Source organism: Paenibacillus humicus NBRC 102415 (assembly GCF_004000905.1).
GTDB lineage: Bacteria > Bacillota > Bacilli > Paenibacillales > Paenibacillaceae > Paenibacillus_O > Paenibacillus_O humicus.
This window is the reverse complement of record NZ_BIMD01000014.1, coordinates 12951-30201: the sequence shown is the minus strand read 5'-3', so window position 1 is coordinate 30201 and position 17251 is coordinate 12951. Positions and strand designations below refer to the sequence as shown.

Genomic DNA, 17251 nt, shown 5'->3' with positions numbered 1-17251 from the left:
AAGAGCATGATTGAGAAGCTGAAGATTGCCACATCTGAGGATGAGGCTTATTTTTATTCCGCCTCCATCGAGAAGGATACGGAGCGCGGTTGTATTGGGCATGTGCGCGGTGATTTCGGCAAAGATGGGGAGGCATTCTGGGCGACTTGGTTCGAACATATCTCTTCGTTGAAAACTCCTGATTTTCGGGAGGAGCTTGGAGCGGTCATTCAAGCGTTGACGGAACAGGGGCTGCTTCAAAACCGCAGTGGCATGCACGATTTTTGTATAAAACATCCAGAGGCCCGTCTACCAAGCGCGCGGCACAGCGATGTCTATGGCTTTTGTTTACAGACGGCAAAGCATCGTTACTATCTGCGATGCTTTCCGCGTGCCGGCGACTATAACTTTTATTTATATTGCTTCACTCGGCCGGAGCGAATAATTGAATTGTCGTCGCCCCTCCATTCCCCTTCATCGGCACCACTAAAGCAGAAGTCTGAACTGGAACGATAGGAGGATGCACTTCTATGAATGATCTTGCCCGTTACCGGTTGCTGACCGGAGCATCTATTCCCCCTGCAGCGAAGCTGCTGTACAGCTATTTGCTGGATCGTGCAGGCGGGCGAAACGGCGCGGTACTGCTTTCGTCCAGGCGACTTGCATCAGAGGTGGGTCTTTCCACTTCTGCTGTGCGTCGCAACCTGCATCGGCTTCAGCAAAATGGACTTATTCGGCTCACGCCAAGATATTCCGAGGAAGGCATTCGTCTGACGAACCAAATTACCTTCGTATGAGGAGGTGCGACCTTTGACAGCCAAGTTGCAGCGAATGTCCGAGCTTGCCGCCAGTACGGCCCATGCGGTTTCGGATCACCCCGAGCGCTGGGCCGATTTTCTGCGAACGGCAGCCTGGAACTACAAGTATCCGTTTCAAGATCAACTTTTGATTTACGCGCAGCGCCCCGATGCTACGGCCTGTGCTTCAATTGAAATCTGGAACAAGCGGTTGAACCGTTGGGTAAAGCGCGGCGCAAAAGGCATCGCGCTGATCGAGGATCGGGGCAGTCATCTGGGGCTGCGTCATGTCTTCGATGTGTCGGACACGCAGAGCCGCAGCCGACAACCCATCTCCCTATGGCGCATGGAGGAGCCGGATACGGAAGCCGTCATCGAAACGCTGGAAAATGCATTTGGCAGTGAACGAGAGCCTGGTATGGAGTTGGTTGACACGCTGTTGTCTGCTGCCCGAGACGCGGTGGAGGATCACAGCGCCGATTACGTGCGGATGCTGCTGGCCGAACGCGATAACAGCCTGCTGGAAGAACTGGATGAGCCGCATGTGGAACTGTTGTTCAGGGAAGCCGCTCAACACGCGGTCACCTTTATGGCGCTGACACGCTGCGGTCTGGAACCCTCCCGTTACATCAGCGTTGACGATCTGTCCGGTGTCGGCTATTTCAATACGCTCCCTGCGCTGTCACATTTGGGCGCGGCGATCAGCGACGTAGCTGAAACGATGCTGCGCGAGATTGAATCCACCGTTCGGGCGATGCGCCGCGATGAGCAGCGAAAAAAAGAGCGACAGGCGAGTCGTACCGTTGCAAGGCCAGAATCCTTGCCGCAAAATGAAGCTAAATTACGCGAAAGGATGATTGAGCATGGAACTGACCTACACGCCGAGCGTGGATTACCTGCTGCCCGACCTGACGCTGACCGAACCGATGAGCATCGGGAAATATGGGATGTTGCACAAGACGTTTCTCAAGGAGCAGCGGAAGGGAACCTACGCGCACCTGATGCTGTCGGAGCAACTGACCCGGCATCTGGCGGACATCGACCGGACAGCACGGGAGCAGATCAACCTGACGATGCAGGAACTGACTCGGCAGCACCCGGCCCCGGACAAGGCGACCGACCCGATGGGCTGGACGAGTCACATGAACAGCTTGAAGCAGCAAGCGGAGGAACTGATTCTCACGGAGCTGATTTATCACTAAAATGGTACGACCGGGAAACGGAGGACAGAAGTCTTCCGTTTTTTCATGACCAAGCGATCATCAACGATATGCTTCGCGCCGCGCCGCTTTCCGAGAGCAAGGCGGCTATCGAAGCCTTTTTTGATGTGAATAAGGAAGATCGGGAACGGACGCTGTATATACGCAGTCTGTTCCCTCCGGGAATCACGGAGTTAACGCTAGATGATGACATAAAGGCCGGTTTTGAGCCGTACCGCAACGTACTGCATCTTTGGACGGGATCGGCGGAGCAGCGGACGGCGCAGAGCTTTTACGATTGGTCGGTGATTGCCGGGCATTTCGCCAGCATGATGATCCTTAACGAGTTTGATCCTGTTCGTACATCGGTGCCTTCTATTCAGCAGCAGACATTATGGATGAAGCAAGCGGAGGACGAAAAAGCCTCCGCTTTTTCACTTCCTCAAGCGGCCATCGACGCTGTTCTGCAAGGTGGAAGTGGTTTTGAGAGCGGAAAGCATCGCATCGCGCTATTTTTCCAACAGTCGTTATCGGCGCAGGAAAACGCTGATTTTCTGAAACGGGAATATGGCACTGGCGGGCGCCTCCCTGCTCTGATCGGCACCGATATTCATGAAAATCACGATAGTAAGGGAATTACGGTGACACGAGGTTCTATTATGAACCCGGACGTTAAAGTAGTGTTGCCATGGATCAAGGTGCAAAAGCGAATCGGCGAGCTGCTGGCAGCGGGCCGTTATCTAAACCGCCAGGAAGAAGAACGATTGCCTGCCTATGCCGAGCAGCAGGAGGAGAAGCGCAGGCAGCGCGCGGCGGAAAAGACGGAACACAATCTGCCGCTTTCGGAAGTGCAGCCGGATGAGTCGCAGCAAATACCCAACCGGGCTCGGGCGCACTATGCGTATACTGAGGGCAGCAAAGTATTTATCGGTGCGGATGAATACGAAATTGCGCAGATGGAGCCGCGAAAGGTTGTACTGCAGGACGTTCAATTTCCGTTATTCATGCAGGAAATGAATCGCCGGGATTTCGAGCGCATGCTGCGCGAGAATCCGCTGAACGATCATCTGATTTCCGGCCAGCAGGAATCGGATTCGGAACACGCGGAATGGGATACGGAACTGGTGGACGAACCGGAGCAAGCGGCACATGATGAAGGTGAGGGATTGACTCCCTCTCCTCCTTCCGCTGCCCCCAAGCTTCGGCATGAATTGGCTCCGGTCAGCAACTACCGAATCATGGACAACGAATTGGGACATGGCGGCGCGAAAACCAAGTACAAGTGGAATGTGGAAGCGATTCGGCTGCTCGGGAAACTGGAGAAGGATAACCGTCAGGCGACAGCGGACGAACAGGCTGTGCTTGCCCGTTATGTGGGCTGGGGCGGGATTCCGCAAGCGTTTGATGATGGGAATCCGCAATGGGGACCCGAATATGCGGAGCTGCGAGATTTGCTGGACCCGGAGGAATATGCATCCGCCCGCGCCTCCACGCTAAATGCGCACTACACCTCTCCAACCGTCATCAAGGCGATGTACGATTGCCTGGAGAGAATGGGCTTTCGTAGCGGTAATATTTTGGAGCCGTCTTGCGGCATCGGCAATTTTTTCGGTCTATTGCCGGAGTCATTTCAGGACGCTCGGTTGTTTGGCGTTGAGCTGGACAGCATCACCGGGCGCATCGCGCGGCAGCTTTACCCGCAAGTATCGATTGCTGTCAGCGGCTACGAGCAAACCAGCTTGCCGGACAGCTTTTTTGACCTCGCGATTGGTAACGTCCCGTTCGGCAGCTACGGCGTGGCCGACAAAAAATACGATAAGCACAAGTTTCTGATTCACGACTATTTCTTTGCGAAGACGCTGGATAAGGTTCGTCCGGGCGGCATCATCGCCTTTATTACCTCCAAAGGAACGATGGACAAACATAACCCAACCGTCCGAAAATACATCGCGGAACGGGCCGCGCTGCTTGGCGCGGTGCGTCTGCCTAATAATGCGTTCCTGGCGAATGCCGGAACCGAAGTGACCGCCGACATTTTGTTTTTGCAAAAACGGGACCGTAAGATGGCCGTCAGCGAGCACACCGAGGAATGGCTTTCGCTCGGCGTTACGGCAGAGGATGTACCGGTGAATAGCTACTTTGCGGCCCGCCCCGAAATGGTTCTTGGTACGATGGCCTACGATGATCGGATGTACGGCAATCAACAGGAAACGACCTGTCGTCCCTACCCGGACGCTCCTTTGGACGAGCTGCTGCGTGAGGCGCTAGCGAACATCCATGCGGAGTGGTTCGACTTGGAACGGGAGGAACAGCCGGAGGAGGAGGAAGTCTCCCTGCCTGCCGACCCGTCCGTTCGTAATTTCAGCTTTGCGCTGGTCGAAGGACGCATCTATTTTCGGGAAAACAGCCGGATGCGACCGGTTGAAACATCAGCAACTGCGGCGGGCCGTATCAAGGGCATGATTCAGCTTCGGGACACGGTGCGCGAACTGATCGAATACCAAACCGAGGATTACAGCGACGAAGCGATAAGGGAGCAACAGCGCAAGCTGGATACGCAATACGAACGGTTCACAACGCAATACGGCCTGATTAACAGTCGCGCCAATAGCCTTGCCTTTTCGGATGACAGCTCGTACTTCCTTCTCTGTTCGTTGGAAGTCATAGATGAGGAAGGACGGTTGCTACGTAAGGCGGATATGTTCACGAAGCGTACCATTCGGCAACGCACCAACATAAAACAGGTGGATACGGCTTCGGAGGCGCTGGCGGTTTCCATCGGTACGAAAGCTCGCGTCGATTTGCCGTATATGGCAGAGTTGACCGGACTCGCGCAGGAACTGCTTGTGCAGGAGCTTCGCGGCGTGATCTTCCCGAATCCTGAAAATCTGGACGAAGAAGGACAACCGATATACGAAACAGCGGATGCGTATTTATCGGGCAATGTTCGTGAAAAGCTGCGCACTGCCAAACAGTTTGCGGCCTTTGACGCCGAGCGGTACGCTGAAAATGTTAAAGCGCTGGAAGCCGTGCAGCCGATGGACTTGGACGCTTCCGAGATTGATGTACGACTGGGCGCAACCTGGCTGCCGCCGGAAGTCATTCGGGCATTCATTTTCGAACTGGTGGATACGCCGTATATGTACCAAACCTCCATCAACGTGATGTATTCCGGCTACACAGCAGCCTGGAACGTTAAAGGCAAAAGCGATGATCGTAGTAACAATATTAAGGCCAATGTCACCTACGGTACGAATCGCATCAATGCGTACAAAATTCTCGAAGACACGCTGAATCTGCGGGATGTACGGATATTCGATACGGCCGTTGAAAACGGTGTGGAAAAGCGGGTGCTGAACAAGCAGGAAACGGCTATCGCGCAGCAAAAGCAGGAAGCCATGAAGGAAGCGTTTCGAGACTGGATATGGCAAGATCCGCAGCGCCGGGAGCAGCTCACGCGACTGTACAATGATCGATTTAATTCCATCCGTCCGCGCGAATATGATGGAAGTCATATCCGCTTCACCGGGATGAACCCGGAAATCCGGTTGCGGCAGCATCAGGTCAATGCGGTTGCCCGAACGCTCTACGGCGGCAATTCCCTTTTCGCCCATTGCGTCGGCGCGGGCAAAACCTTTGCGATGACCGCCGCGGCAATGGAAAGCAAGCATTTGGGCCTGTGCAACAAAAGCATGTTGGTTGTTCCTAATCATCTGACCGAGCAATGGGCTGCGGAATTTTTGATGCTCTATCCGTCCGCGAACGTACTTGTCGCCACCAAGAAGGATTTTGAAACGAAGAACCGGAAGACGTTCTGCGCACGGATTGCCACCGGCGATTACGACGCGATTATTATCGGCCACTCGCAATTTGAAAAAATTCCGATCTCGGCGGAGCGCCAGCGGCAACAGCTTTACGAGCAAATATCCGAAATCACCAGCGGCATCCGCGAGCTAAAGGAAGCCAAGGGCGAGCGGTACGCCATCAAGCAGCTTGAGAGGACAAAGAAGACGCTGCAGGTCAAGCTGGAGAAGCTGAACGACACGAGCCGTAAGGATGATGTGGTTACCTTTGAGGAACTCGGCATCGATCGATTGTTCGTCGACGAAGCAGACTCGTACAAAAATCTATTCCTTTATACGAAAATGCGCAATGTCGCCGGGCTATCGCAAACCGAAGCGCAAAAGTCATCGGACATGTTTGCCAAGTGCCGCTATTTGGATGAATTGACCGAGGGACGGGGCATTATTTTTGCCACGGGTACGCCGATCTCCAACTCCATCACCGAGATGTACACGATGCAGCGCTACTTGCAATACGAGCGGCTCCGCGGGCAAGGCTTGCAGCACTTTGATTCGTGGGCTTCAACATTTGGCGAAACAGTTACTGCCATCGAATTGGCACCGGAAGGAACGGGCTATCGCGCGAAAACGCGGTTTGCCCGTTTTTATAATTTGCCGGAGCTGATGAACGTCTTTAAGGAAGTGGCGGACATTCAGACAGCGGATATGCTCCAGCTTCCGGTTCCCAAAGCCCACTTCCACAACGTCGCTGTTCCGCCGAGCGATTTTCAGCGTGAGATGGTCGCGGATCTCGCCAGCCGCGCCGAACTGGTGCGAGCGAAGCGAGTAGAGCCGCATGAAGACAACATGCTCAAGATCACCAACGACGGACGCAAGCTGGCCCTCGATCAGCGGCTGGCAAACGCCATGCTACCCGATGACGAAGGCAGTAAAGTAAGCGCCTGCGCGGATAACGTCTTTCGGCAATGGGCCGACAGTCGGGATCAGCGGCTCGCGCAGCTGGTCTTTTGCGACCTTTCCATTCCTAAGCAGGACGGAACCTTTAATGTGTACGACGAGCTGCGGCGAAAACTGACGGAGAAAGGCGTTCCGGTTGAGGAGATCGCCTTCATTCACGACGCCAATACAGAAGTGAAGAAGAAGGAACTGTTTGCCAAGGTGCGAACGGGACAGATTCGCATATTGCTCGGATCGACGTTTAAGATGGGTGCGGGAACGAACGTTCAGACCAAGTTGATCGCGCTTCATGACCTCGATTGTCCGTGGCGACCACGCGACCTGGAGCAGCGCAGCGGGCGGATTATTCGGCAAGGCAACCAGAACAGCGAGGTTCACATCTTCCGTTATGTCACAGAGAACACGTTTGACGCTTACCTCTATCAAACGCTGGAGAACAAGCAGCGGTTTATCTCGCAGATCATGACCAGCAAATCGCCGGTTCGTTCTGCCGAGGACATTGATGAGACGGCTTTGTCCTATGCTGAAGTTAAAGCGCTGGCGACCGGAAATCCGTACATCAAGGAGAAGATGGACCTCGACATCCAGGTATCCAAGCTCAAGCTGCTCAAGGCGAATCATTTAAGCCAGCGTTATGCGCTGGAGGATCGGCTGCTCAAAATGCTGCCGCAACAGTTCAAGTCAACGGAGGAACGCATTGCTGGGTATGAGCAGGACGTGGCCTTGTTCATGCGCGCCCAAGCGTCGGAAAAGGCTAGCAGCGACGATTCCCGTTTTCCCGGTATGACCATCAAAGATTACACGTACTCGGAACGTGCTACGGCGGGCGTTGCCCTGCTGGAAGCCTGCAAGGGCATGACCTCTCCCGATCCGCAGGATGCAGGCAGTTACATGGGCTTTTCCTTATGGCTATCGTTTGATAGCTTTGCAAAGGAATACAAGGTGACGCTGCGCGGCGCTTTGGGCCATACGATTACGTTAGGACCGGATGCAGGCGGCAATATGAGTCGAATAAACAACACCTTGTCGGATTTGCCGAATAAGCTCGCCTATTGCCGTGACCAGCTCGCAACACTCAAGCAACAGATGGTAACGGCGAAGGAGCAGATCGAGGCACCGTTCAAGCAGGAGCAGGAATTGCAAACGAAGTCCGCGCGGCTCGCGGAGTTAAATGTGCTGCTGAACATGGACAAAAGGGAAAACGAAGCCGTGGACAGCGTGTCGGATGAAGAACCGGAAGCACCCGAACGGCGGGTTGCGGATCGAGAGCGATAACAGCAATGGAAAGGTATAAATCACAGGACGAAACGGACTCCGGCTTTTGGGGTCCTTTTCGCATTTCTGGAGGTACGCACATGTTGTATGCCATCCCAAGCGGCGGCGGATGCTTTTGCCCGATTCTACCGCCTATTTGTTATGGAACCGATCCGACCGAGGAGGGAGAAACCATGCCGGAATTGGAATTGATATCCAAAGGGAAGAACTGATTTGGAGACACGTATTATTACATCCGTGATTCGAACGGGGTGACCAGTCAAGTCTATGAAAGCGAGTTAGACGCATTCATGAAAAAGAAAGGCGCTTCAGAGTTGAGGGAAAGAAGAGCTTATCTGTATCCCAAAAAGAAGGGTAAGGCACGATGAACAAATGAAGCAGGATGAAAGAAAATCAGCCTTACAATTAAGAGACACGATTTTTAAAGCCCGTTGTGTCTAATTTACTTTTTTCGAGAGGAACTACGGCAATGAGCTATGTAAGCAAGGAACAAATCGAACGTGCAAAGCAATTGGACCTGCTCACCTATTTGCAATGTTTCGAGCCATACGAACTGGTGCGGTGCTCGCGCAACGCCTATTCGACCCGCTCCCACGACAGCCTTAAAATCTCCAACGGTAAATGGTTCTGGTGGTCTAGGGGGATCGGCGGTCGTTCTGCGCTGGACTACCTCATTAAAGTAAGAGGCATGTCGTTTCCCGATGCGGTGCTGCAAATTGACGGTAATCCACCCGTTCACATGGCTCCAGCTACCCCTGCCATTCAGCAGGATGGTTCAAATGCGCGGCTGGAGCTTCCCGAACCGTATGAGAATTCGAATCGCGTCATCGCTTATCTTCGCAAACGCGGCATTTCTCGCGACGTAATCGAATTCTGTCTCGACTCGGGACGTCTTTACGAAAGCCGAATGTACCATAACGCAGTATTTGTGGGATTTGATTTGAAAGGTTCCCCACGGTACGCAGCGATTCGAGGAACAACCAAAACCCGATACAGGAGCGAAGCGTCAGGTAGTGACAAACGGTATTCGTTCTCCATCCCCGCCATTGGGAACAGCTCTGAACTGCATGTATTTGAGAGTTCGATTGATCTGTTATCGTATTGTACTCTTGCCTCAATCTTTGAAAAGGACTGGCGTTTATCTCATCAATTATCACTTGGAGGGATATATGGTCCAAAAGAAAATACGTATGAAGATACGACACCGGCTGCACTCACTCATTATTTGCAAAGCTATCCAAAGGTTAATCGTCTGGTGCTTCATTTAGATAACAACGATCCGGGCCGTTCAGCGGCAAATATGATTATTCGTTTGCTTGGCACCGCTTATGCCATTTCCGACGAGCTACCTAAAGGTGAAGATGTTAACGATGAACTGGTAGCTTATCGAAAACATCGCTCTGAGCTAACGCGTTAGCGATGGGTACGGGGATCGGCTGTAAGTGAATCATGTCTTTTCGATGATGCTGAGCGATCAGCGTCTTTTTGTCGTTTCGATGCCCCTCCCCTTTTTCCCGGCAGGTGCCTTCAGGGCGACGCGAGACGAATGTCTCGTGTTGCAGCAAGCACTGAATTTGGTCTCCCAAATTCGCTTGTTAGGGGCAAGCCCCTAATACCCCTGCCTCAGCTACACGCTCTTTTAATAAGAATATAGGTTTCAACAATGATCGGTATCTTTCAGAAACAGCAGAAACCATTCAGCTATTTCGTGCGAGCCATGTCCTTTGAAGAAGGAGTGAACATGATGAGAAGACGAGCGATTCGCATTCAGGTATGGGTGAACCATGATGAAAACGCAAAGCTCCAAGCGAGTGCGAAGACATCGGGACTTTCACAGGAAGGTTATATTCGATCCCTGATTAATAGATATGTCCCGAAGGCGATGCCGCCAACGGACTATTTCGCTATGATGCGCGAGCTTCACGCCATCGGCAATAACCTTAACCAACTCGCAGCGAAGGCCCATGCGACAGGTCATCTGGATCGAGCGGCTTTTCAGCAGGAAGCAGACCACTTGCGCCGCGCCGTCCAGCAGATTCAACAAGCCGTGACCGCACCGGAACCGAGAAACGAGCTACAAGGAAATTCTAACGTACATCCACCGTAAAGGGGACAGCGCACATGGCGACAACCGCAATATGGGACGTTACCGACCGCCTCAAGCGTGTGCTGGATTACGCCACCAATCCTGATAAGACCGATCAAGCGCGTGTAGCGCATGATGATTTACAGCAGGTGCTCGCTTATACCAGCGCGGATGCCAAAACGGAAAAACAGCTTTACGTGAGCGGGATCAATTGCGATCCGCTTACCGCTTACGAGCAAATGCAGCGAACCAAACGACAATTTCAAAAGACTGATGGCATTGTGGCTTTTCACGGGTATCAGGCGTTTGCACCGGGCGAAACGACGCCGGAGGTGGCACATGCCATTGGCATCAAACTGGCGCAGGAGCTATGGGGGGAGCGCTTTGAAGTCGTTGTATCAACCCATTTGGACAAGGAGCACTTGCACAATCATTTCGTACTTAATGCGGTGTCGTTCCTGGACGGTAAACGCTACTACGATAACAAAGCCTCTTACGCGCTGATGCGGCAAACATCCGATCGACTTTGCCGGGAGCATGCCTTATCGGTCATCGAGCAGCCGGAACCGGGTAAGGCCAAGCATTACGGTGAGTGGCGAGCGGAACAGGAAAGCAAGCCGACTTGGCGCGGCTTGATACGCGAGGACATCGACGCCGCTATCGCCGCTGCCATGACGATGACGCAATTTTTCGCGATCCTTCAGAAGCAGGGTTATGAAATGAAGTCGAACGTCAAGCATTTGGCGGTACGCCCGCCGGGCAAAGAGCGGTTTGTTCGATTGCGCAGTCTTGGCGACGATTACACGGAGCATGCGATAAAAGAGCGTATTCTGCAAAACCAGTTACCGCAGCGTCAGCCACCGATGCCGTTGCCGCGGCGCAGACGAGCCGTCATCGTTCGCAGTACCCTGCATATCGGACGTAGATTTAGCGGTCTGCAAGCCTTGTATCTGCGGTACTTATTCAAGATGGGGATTCTGCCTCATTCCCGCGCGTCCCTCAAACGGACGTCTTTTTTATTGCGCGAAGACTTACGATATCTGACGGCCATCACGGAGCAAACCAAGCTGTTATGCCGTCATCGAATTTTCAATACGGATCAATTGACGGGTTATCTTGACGGGCTGCAAACGGAATTGCGACAAGGATACGGCTCCCGCAAAATGCTGTACAACCGGCTTCGCCGCTGTCAGCTTCCCGAGCAAATCGAGTCGTATAAATCGCAAATTGCCGAACTTTCCCGTCAGCTTGCGAAGCTCCGAAAGGAGGTGAGGCTTTGTACGGGCGTTCTTGCCCGATCCGACGAACTGGCAAACAAGCTGCAACGTAACGAGGAAGACCAATCGACACGAAGGGAGGCCAATGTCCATGAGCAGCGGAACCGAGGCGGCCGATCAGGTCGTCAGCATGAGTCTTCGTGGCATTGAAGTCATGGCGAAAATTTCCGGCGAAGGCGCGAAGCATCTGGCTGTTTATTTGTTCGCCGCCCTGCAAGGGCAAAAACGAACAAGAGGCCGCATTCGTTTGGAAAGCTTGCTGCGCAGCGGTAAGGAACTGAAGGTATTTGCAGTACGAAATGAAGACTTGCCGACGTTTTGCAAAGAAGCGAAGCGGTATGGTGTCCTCTATTGCGCGCTGCGTGACAAGAAAAATGTGGACGGGCTTTGCGACGTCATGGTACGGGCCGAGGATGCGTCCAAGATCAACCGAATCGTTGAACGCTTCAAGCTGGCGACCGTAGATACGGCCAGCATCAAGCAGGAGATTGTGAAATCCCGCAGCGAGAAGCAGTCGGTCGAGCGTGAAGGGGCGGCGCAACCACCGGAGCAACATGCCGGGACACCCGAAGAAGGAGCCAACGAGTCGCCAGCTTCAAATGAGGGAGCGGTAGTGAGCGAAGATTTTTTGGACGATCTGTTGGGAAAGCCCGAGCCGGCGGCGGAGGTGCAGCCGGTAAACGAGCAGCAGGGAACCGATCAACCGGCGGCCGAGGCGTGGGAGGTCGAGCGAACGGAACCGGAGCGTCCGCTTCCCCTCCCGCCGACACAGGAGGAGAGGACAACGGAACCATCCTCTCCGTCCGCGCCTACCTCCGAGCGCAGCGCGGCATACGAAAGGGTTACGATTGACCCTGAAAAGCCGAAGGAAAAAGTGTCCGTCCGCCAATTGCTGCGTGAAATTCGGGAGGAAAACCGGGCGGCAGAGAGCAGACGGCGGCAGCAGGTGCAGGAACCGTCGTTGCCTAAGCGCAGAGATCGCGGGAATTCGGCGTCCGGCAGTAAAGCATCCGTTCCGATGGCCGGGAGTCGAAAGCGAGGGAAATCGAAATGAGCGAACTGGACGAGTTATTCCAGCCCCAAGTCACGACGGCCTCCGGTCAGCGTGAGCAGCCGTTCGACAAAGAAGCGTGGGCGCAAAAAAAGCAAGAACTGCGGCAGTGGACGTATGAGACGATTGATACTGCCACAGCCGCCATTACGCAAAACGGCGAACAATTTCAGCATTATCTGGACGTACAAAGCCGTTTTGATCTCTACAGCGTCGCGAATGCGCTGCTTATTTTCGCGCAGCGCCCGGATGCCACTCGCATTGCTGATTTTGATAGCTGGAAAGAACAAGGCGTCTATATCCGTCGCAAGGAATCCGGATTTTACATCTTGGAGCCAGGCGAGGAATACAAGCGAGAAGATGGGAGTACCGCAATCAGCTACAACCCCAAGAAGATGTTCGATGTTGCGCAAACAACCGCACCGAAAAAGGAATCGCCGATCTACCCGGATGACCGCACGCGCATCAAGGCATTGATGGACCGCTCACCTGTTACGATTACGATTGGAGATGCCTTGCCTGCGGAGGTTCATGCGCTCTATCAGCCGGATACGCGAAACATCGTGATACGTCACGGGCTTGGGGCCAGTGACATTTTTCGGGCGCTCGCACAGGAGTTGGCGCATGCGGAGATTGATCGCGGCCATAACGACTACAGCCGCTCCCATTACAATTTCCAAGCTTATTGCGCTGCGTATATGCTTTGCAAAAAGTTCGGCGTCGAGACGGCTTCTTTCCGCTTCGGCCAGGTTCACGAACGGCTCAAGGAGTTGGAGCCGCAGCATATTCGCGCCGAGCTGACGGTGATGAAGGATGCGGCACACGACATTTCCCGTCGTATACACCGTATGCTGGCCCAGCAGCGACAGCAGCAACCGAATCGCAGCGATTCCATCCGCTAGTCGTGGCATGCTTTTCATTTTTCTGTTGGGAGGAGTGGCGATGAAAGAGGAAGAACGCATCCTGAGAATGGATCATTACGAGCATGGCATTGTCATCAACGCCTTGAATGCGCTCCGCAACGACTTGATCGGCCAGCAGCGGCCGACCGATCCTGTTGACGATTTACTGCTCAAAGCGATTGACGCTCCCTATCAAAAAATAAAGCGCCGGAGTCATCATGCGGCGCGCTGAAACCGCAAGGAGTAATCTTTTACTCTTTGCGGTTTTTTTTATTCCGGTCGTGTGGGCGGCGCTGCTTGCCGCCCCCGCTTTGTCAAAGGGATTACCGGCACTTCTGCTGTATCTCAGCGAGGCGATTAACAATCCCTTCCAGATTCAATGGGTCGAGGATACGCCGCGAAGCTTGTTGCTGTTCACGTTGATTTATGGGATTTCGGTCGGCATCTACTTGGCGTCCCCGCGCAACTATCGGCGGCGCGAAGAGCATGGCAGCGCACGATGGGGCAAGGCCGGACGGATAAATGCCAAGTATCGCGACAAGCAACCGGAACAAAATAAGATTCTGACGCAGCAGGTACGCATCGGCTTGGATGGCCGCAAGCATCGCCGGAACCTGAATGTTCTTGTCGTCGGCGGTTCCGGGTCCGGCAAAACGCGGTTTTACGCCAAGCCGAACGTTATGCAGGCGCATACGTCCTTTGTCGTGCTCGATCCCAAGGGCGAAATTTTGCGCGATACCGGGCATCTACTCAAGTCCGAAGGCTATGACATCAAGGTGCTGGATCTCATCAATCAACACCGTTCGCATGGCTACAATCCATTCGCCTATTTGCAAGACGACAAGGATGTTCTCAAGCTGGTCACCAATCTGATCCGCAATACGACACCGAAGGGCAGCAATACCAACGATCCCTTTTGGGAGCGATCCGAGACCGCCTTGCTGGAAGCGCTCGTGCTATACCTCCTATATGAAGCACCGCCCGAGGAGCAAAACTTCCCAATGGTCATGGAAATGATCGCGGCTGCGGAGGTGCGGGAGGAGGACGAAACGTACCAAAGCCCGCTCGATGAACTATTCGAGCGGCTGGCCATGCGCGATCCGGAACACCTTGCCGTCAAGCAGTACAACATTTTCAAGCTGGCGGCGGGCAAGACGGCCAAGTCCATTTTAATTGGCCTCGGCGTTCGATTGGAGAAGTTCAATTTGCATACGATTGCGGGGATGAGCATGGTCGACGAAATGGAATTGCCCGTTATGGGGGAGAAGAAGACGGCGATGTTTGCCGTCATTCCCGATAACGACAGCAGCTTCAACTTCATTGTCGGCATGCTCTACACGCAGCTTTTTCAATGCTTGATGTACGAGGCGGACTATCGGCATGGCGGACGCCTGCCGGTTCATGTTCACTTTGTCATGGACGAGTTCGCCAATGTAGCGCTTCCCGACGAATTTGACAAGCTGCTCTCCACGATGCGCAGCCGGGAAATTTCAGTTTCTATCATTTTGCAAAATTTAGCGCAACTCAAGGCGCTGTACAAGGATGCGTGGGAATCGATTGTGGGCAACTGCGACGAATTTTTGTACTTGGGCGGCAACGAACAGTCTACCCACAAATACGTCTCGGAGCTGCTTGGCAAGGAAACGATTGATACCAATACCTACGGCCAGAGCAAGGGGAGAAACGGCAGCTACTCGATCAACTACCAGCAATCAGGCCGCGAATTGCTCACACCAGACGAGGTGAGGTTGCTGGATAACCGCTTTTGCCTGCTCTTTATCCGTGGCGAACATCCAGTCCAGGACGACAAATATGATTTGCTCAGGCATCCTCATGTCTCGCTCACGACGGATGGTAACGGTCTTCCCTATCAGCATGGCGGCACGGAACACGCTTTGGACTGGCAATCCGTGTTCCTTCATGCAGACGGGGATTATGAACTTCTTTCGGAAGAAGAAGTAGAGTCGTTATTTTTACGAAGGGAATGATGAACTTGAAAATGAAAACGAAACGGCTGCTGGCCCTGTACATCGTGCTGATCTTAACGGGAACTGTATTCGTCTCCACTGCTTATGCAGAGGGCGATCCGATGACGACAGTCAACAACCTGTCTACTTTTATCTTCGGTTTAATCCGTGCGATTGGCATGATTATTCTCGGTTTCGGCATTGTTCAAATTGGATTGTCGCTAAAATCCCATGACCCTTCTCAGCGCGCAAACGGGTTTCTGACGCTCGCCGGAGGGGTCATTATTACGTTTACGAAGGAAATTCTTACCCTGATTGCCGGATGAGCCTGAAGCTTTGCATGAAGGGGGGCGGACGTTTCGTCTGTTCCCCGTTTACGGAAGGGGTGAGCATGTGTCAAAAAACAGTTGGGTGATCGACAACCTCGAAAATGCCTTGGATACCTGGAACGATAAGATGAATGAAATCTGGAGCCTCGTTACGCAATCGCCAGCGGATTTTAAGGGTGGGGGCGTTTGGCGTGTCATCTCAGATATTCACGGTGCGTTGCAGGCGACGGGACTGGCGCTTCTGGTCTTGTTTTTTGTGATTGGCGTGGTGAAGTCGACCGGCAGTTTTGCGGAAGTGAAAAGGCCGGAGATGGCCGTCAAGCTGTTTATCCGCTTTGTGCTCGCCAAGGCGGTCGTAACCTATGGTCTGGAGTTGATGATGGCTCTCTTTACGATTGTACAGGGGATCATCTCAACGATGATGGGACGCTCCGGGTTTGGAACGACAGAGGCTATGGCCTTGCCGGATACGGTAGCGCAAGCGATTGAAGACGTTGGCTTCTGGCAAAGCATTCCGCTGTGGATCGTCACCATTCTCGGCAGTTTGTTCATTACGGTGCTATCCTTTGTGATGATCCTTTCGGTGTACGGGCGCTTTTTCCGTATCTATTTGTATACGGCAATAGCCCCCGTTCCGCTGTCCGCATTTGCGGGGGAGCCAAGCCAAAATATCGGCAAGTCGTTCCTGAAAGGATACGCGGCAGCGTGTCTGGAAGGCGCGATTATTGTACTGGCGTGTATCATTTATTCCGCCTTTGCTACCGCTCCTCCAGCCGTCGATTCTAGTGCGGGCGCGGTTACGATGGTGTGGACGTATATCGGGGAACTCATTTTCAACATGCTCGTTCTTGTCGGTACGGTGAAGATGGCAGATCGTATCGTGCGCGAAATGATGGGACTGTAATCACCTTGTGAATGATGGGAGTTATCGGATTGCGGTCAAAAATAGCTTCAATAGCGCCAGAGCATCCTTGCGCTGCTTCTCTGTGCATTGATTGAGCGCAGCCATAATCAATGCCGTTTCATCGTAAGGTGTGGCGCTCTCCTCTTGACCAAGGAGCAATTCATTAGGAGAAAGCTTGAGCAAATTGCAAATACTGAACATCGTTTCAATGGACATCCCGGCTTTACCTCGTTCAATATCGGCGCAAAATCTTGGGACCCGTCCAACTCGTTCAGCCAGTTGTTCACGAGAAATTTCCAAAGCCTCTCGTTGCTTCCGTATGCGTTGCCCCACCTTCTTTTTATCGTAACCAATCATCAAGCGTCACCTCTTTACAGGGGTTGAGTTTATAACTCCCATTATGGAGGAGTACACAATTGACATAAATGAGATTAAAACTTACCATCGAAGTAGTCTTCTAACATACACCGTGTTTCATTCAAAAATGTCGGCTCTCACAATAAAAACGGGAGGATGGATAAATGAACGAATTGTTAAGAGAACTGGAAGAGGAGCGGCGAAAGCTGAATACGCTTGGTGAACAGTTAATAAAGCAATCCATTTCTTTATCCGGCCATCAAACATTTCAAGAGCAAAGTCAGAAGGTCGATCAGCTAGTAGCCTGCTATCATCACATGAAAGCCAAGCAGAAGCAGCAGGTAAGGTAAAAGAGTTGTGGGGGGAAG

The 17251-nt window shown here is 53.0% G+C and carries 14 protein-coding genes; 13 read left to right on the top strand and 1 reads right to left on the bottom strand.

Translation table 11 applies throughout. The features are described 5' to 3' along the window. Positions 1-6: 6 nt before the first annotated feature. The 12 genes from PHU01S_RS10930 (at position 7) to PHU01S_RS10870 (ending at position 16526) form a co-directional block, all read left to right on the top strand. On the top strand, positions 7-495 hold the full coding sequence (locus PHU01S_RS10930) for a hypothetical protein (protein ID WP_049867106.1): 489 nt from the start codon (positions 7-9) through the stop codon (positions 493-495). A gap of 14 nt (positions 496-509) precedes the next feature. Beyond that, complete coding sequence (locus tag PHU01S_RS10925; protein WP_084781212.1) at positions 510-776, top strand: helix-turn-helix domain-containing protein; 267 nt, start codon at positions 510-512, stop codon at positions 774-776. A 13-nt stretch (positions 777-789) separates the two neighbouring features. Beyond that, positions 790-8010: a helicase-like domain-containing protein gene (locus tag PHU01S_RS10920; RefSeq protein ID WP_437348426.1), complete on the top strand. Its 7221-nt coding sequence runs from the start codon at positions 790-792 to the stop codon at positions 8008-8010. A 469-nt stretch (positions 8011-8479) separates the two neighbouring features. Next, complete coding sequence (locus PHU01S_RS10910; protein ID WP_048743965.1) at positions 8480-9427, top strand: DUF3991 and TOPRIM domain-containing protein; 948 nt, start codon at positions 8480-8482, stop codon at positions 9425-9427. A gap of 246 nt (positions 9428-9673) precedes the next feature. Continuing rightward, the gene (locus PHU01S_RS10905) at positions 9674-10117 is read left to right on the top strand and encodes a plasmid mobilization protein (RefSeq protein ID WP_021877804.1); all 444 of its coding nucleotides are present in this window, start codon (positions 9674-9676) and stop codon (positions 10115-10117) included. 14 nt (positions 10118-10131) lie between these two features. Beyond that, a complete protein-coding gene (locus PHU01S_RS10900; RefSeq protein ID WP_021877805.1) occupies positions 10132-11523 on the top strand; it encodes a relaxase/mobilization nuclease domain-containing protein in 1392 nt (463 codons plus the stop codon). Further along, positions 11465-12427, top strand: a complete 963-nt coding sequence (locus PHU01S_RS10895; protein WP_069202417.1) for a PcfB family protein — start codon at positions 11465-11467, stop codon at positions 12425-12427. Before PHU01S_RS10900 ends, PHU01S_RS10895 begins: the two co-directional genes overlap by 59 nt. Beyond that, positions 12424-13326, top strand: coding sequence for a hypothetical protein (locus PHU01S_RS10890; RefSeq protein ID WP_048743968.1), 903 nt, complete (start codon positions 12424-12426; stop codon positions 13324-13326). Before PHU01S_RS10895 ends, PHU01S_RS10890 begins: the two co-directional genes overlap by 4 nt. 40 nt (positions 13327-13366) lie before the next feature. Next, positions 13367-13558, top strand: a complete 192-nt coding sequence (locus PHU01S_RS10885; protein WP_021877380.1) for a hypothetical protein — start codon at positions 13367-13369, stop codon at positions 13556-13558. Then, entirely contained in the window at positions 13545-15314 is a 1770-nt protein-coding gene (locus PHU01S_RS10880) for a VirD4-like conjugal transfer protein, CD1115 family (RefSeq protein ID WP_048743973.1), read from the top strand. Before PHU01S_RS10885 ends, PHU01S_RS10880 begins: the two co-directional genes overlap by 14 nt. After that, positions 15311-15619, top strand: coding sequence for a glutamyl-tRNA amidotransferase (locus PHU01S_RS10875; protein ID WP_069202418.1), 309 nt, complete (start codon positions 15311-15313; stop codon positions 15617-15619). The genes PHU01S_RS10880 and PHU01S_RS10875 overlap by 4 nt, the downstream gene beginning before the upstream one ends. A gap of 67 nt (positions 15620-15686) precedes the next feature. Next, positions 15687-16526: a VirB6/TrbL-like conjugal transfer protein, CD1112 family gene (locus tag PHU01S_RS10870; protein WP_246029213.1), complete on the top strand. Its 840-nt coding sequence runs from the start codon at positions 15687-15689 to the stop codon at positions 16524-16526. A gap of 21 nt (positions 16527-16547) precedes the next feature. Here the strand turns inward: PHU01S_RS10870 and PHU01S_RS10865 are convergent, their stop codons facing one another. Then, positions 16548-16883: a helix-turn-helix domain-containing protein gene (locus PHU01S_RS10865; protein ID WP_036684668.1), complete on the bottom strand. Its 336-nt coding sequence runs from the start codon at positions 16881-16883 to the stop codon at positions 16548-16550. 164 nt (positions 16884-17047) lie between these two features. Here PHU01S_RS10865 and PHU01S_RS10860 point away from each other — a divergent pair, with 164 nt between their 5' ends. Then, positions 17048-17233 carry an aspartyl-phosphate phosphatase Spo0E family protein gene (locus PHU01S_RS10860; protein ID WP_127507624.1) on the top strand — a complete coding sequence of 62 codons (186 nt, stop codon included), beginning with the start codon at positions 17048-17050 and terminating at the stop codon, positions 17231-17233. Positions 17234-17251 lie beyond the last annotated feature (18 nt).

Bases quoted from the DNA above. Each gene is read 5' to 3' on its own strand.
- PHU01S_RS10900 (WP_021877805.1), top strand. From the start codon at position 10,132: ATGGCGACAACCGCAATATGGGACGTTACCGACCGCCTCAAGCGTGTG.
- PHU01S_RS10930 (WP_049867106.1), top strand. From the start codon at position 7: ATGATTGAGAAGCTGAAGATTGCCACATCTGAGGATGAGGCTTATTTT.
- PHU01S_RS10875 (WP_069202418.1), top strand. From the start codon at position 15,311: ATGATGAACTTGAAAATGAAAACGAAACGGCTGCTGGCCCTGTACATC.
- PHU01S_RS10905 (WP_021877804.1), top strand. From the start codon at position 9,674: ATGATCGGTATCTTTCAGAAACAGCAGAAACCATTCAGCTATTTCGTG.
- PHU01S_RS10880 (WP_048743973.1), top strand. From the start codon at position 13,545: ATGCGGCGCGCTGAAACCGCAAGGAGTAATCTTTTACTCTTTGCGGTT.
- PHU01S_RS10910 (WP_048743965.1), top strand. From the start codon at position 8,480: ATGAGCTATGTAAGCAAGGAACAAATCGAACGTGCAAAGCAATTGGAC.
- PHU01S_RS10895 (WP_069202417.1), top strand. From the start codon at position 11,465: ATGAGCAGCGGAACCGAGGCGGCCGATCAGGTCGTCAGCATGAGTCTT.
- PHU01S_RS10890 (WP_048743968.1), top strand. From the start codon at position 12,424: ATGAGCGAACTGGACGAGTTATTCCAGCCCCAAGTCACGACGGCCTCC.
- PHU01S_RS10860 (WP_127507624.1), top strand. From the start codon at position 17,048: ATGAACGAATTGTTAAGAGAACTGGAAGAGGAGCGGCGAAAGCTGAAT.
- PHU01S_RS10885 (WP_021877380.1), top strand. From the start codon at position 13,367: ATGAAAGAGGAAGAACGCATCCTGAGAATGGATCATTACGAGCATGGC.
- PHU01S_RS10865 (WP_036684668.1), bottom strand. From the start codon at position 16,883: ATGATTGGTTACGATAAAAAGAAGGTGGGGCAACGCATACGGAAGCAA.
- PHU01S_RS10925 (WP_084781212.1), top strand. From the start codon at position 510: ATGAATGATCTTGCCCGTTACCGGTTGCTGACCGGAGCATCTATTCCC.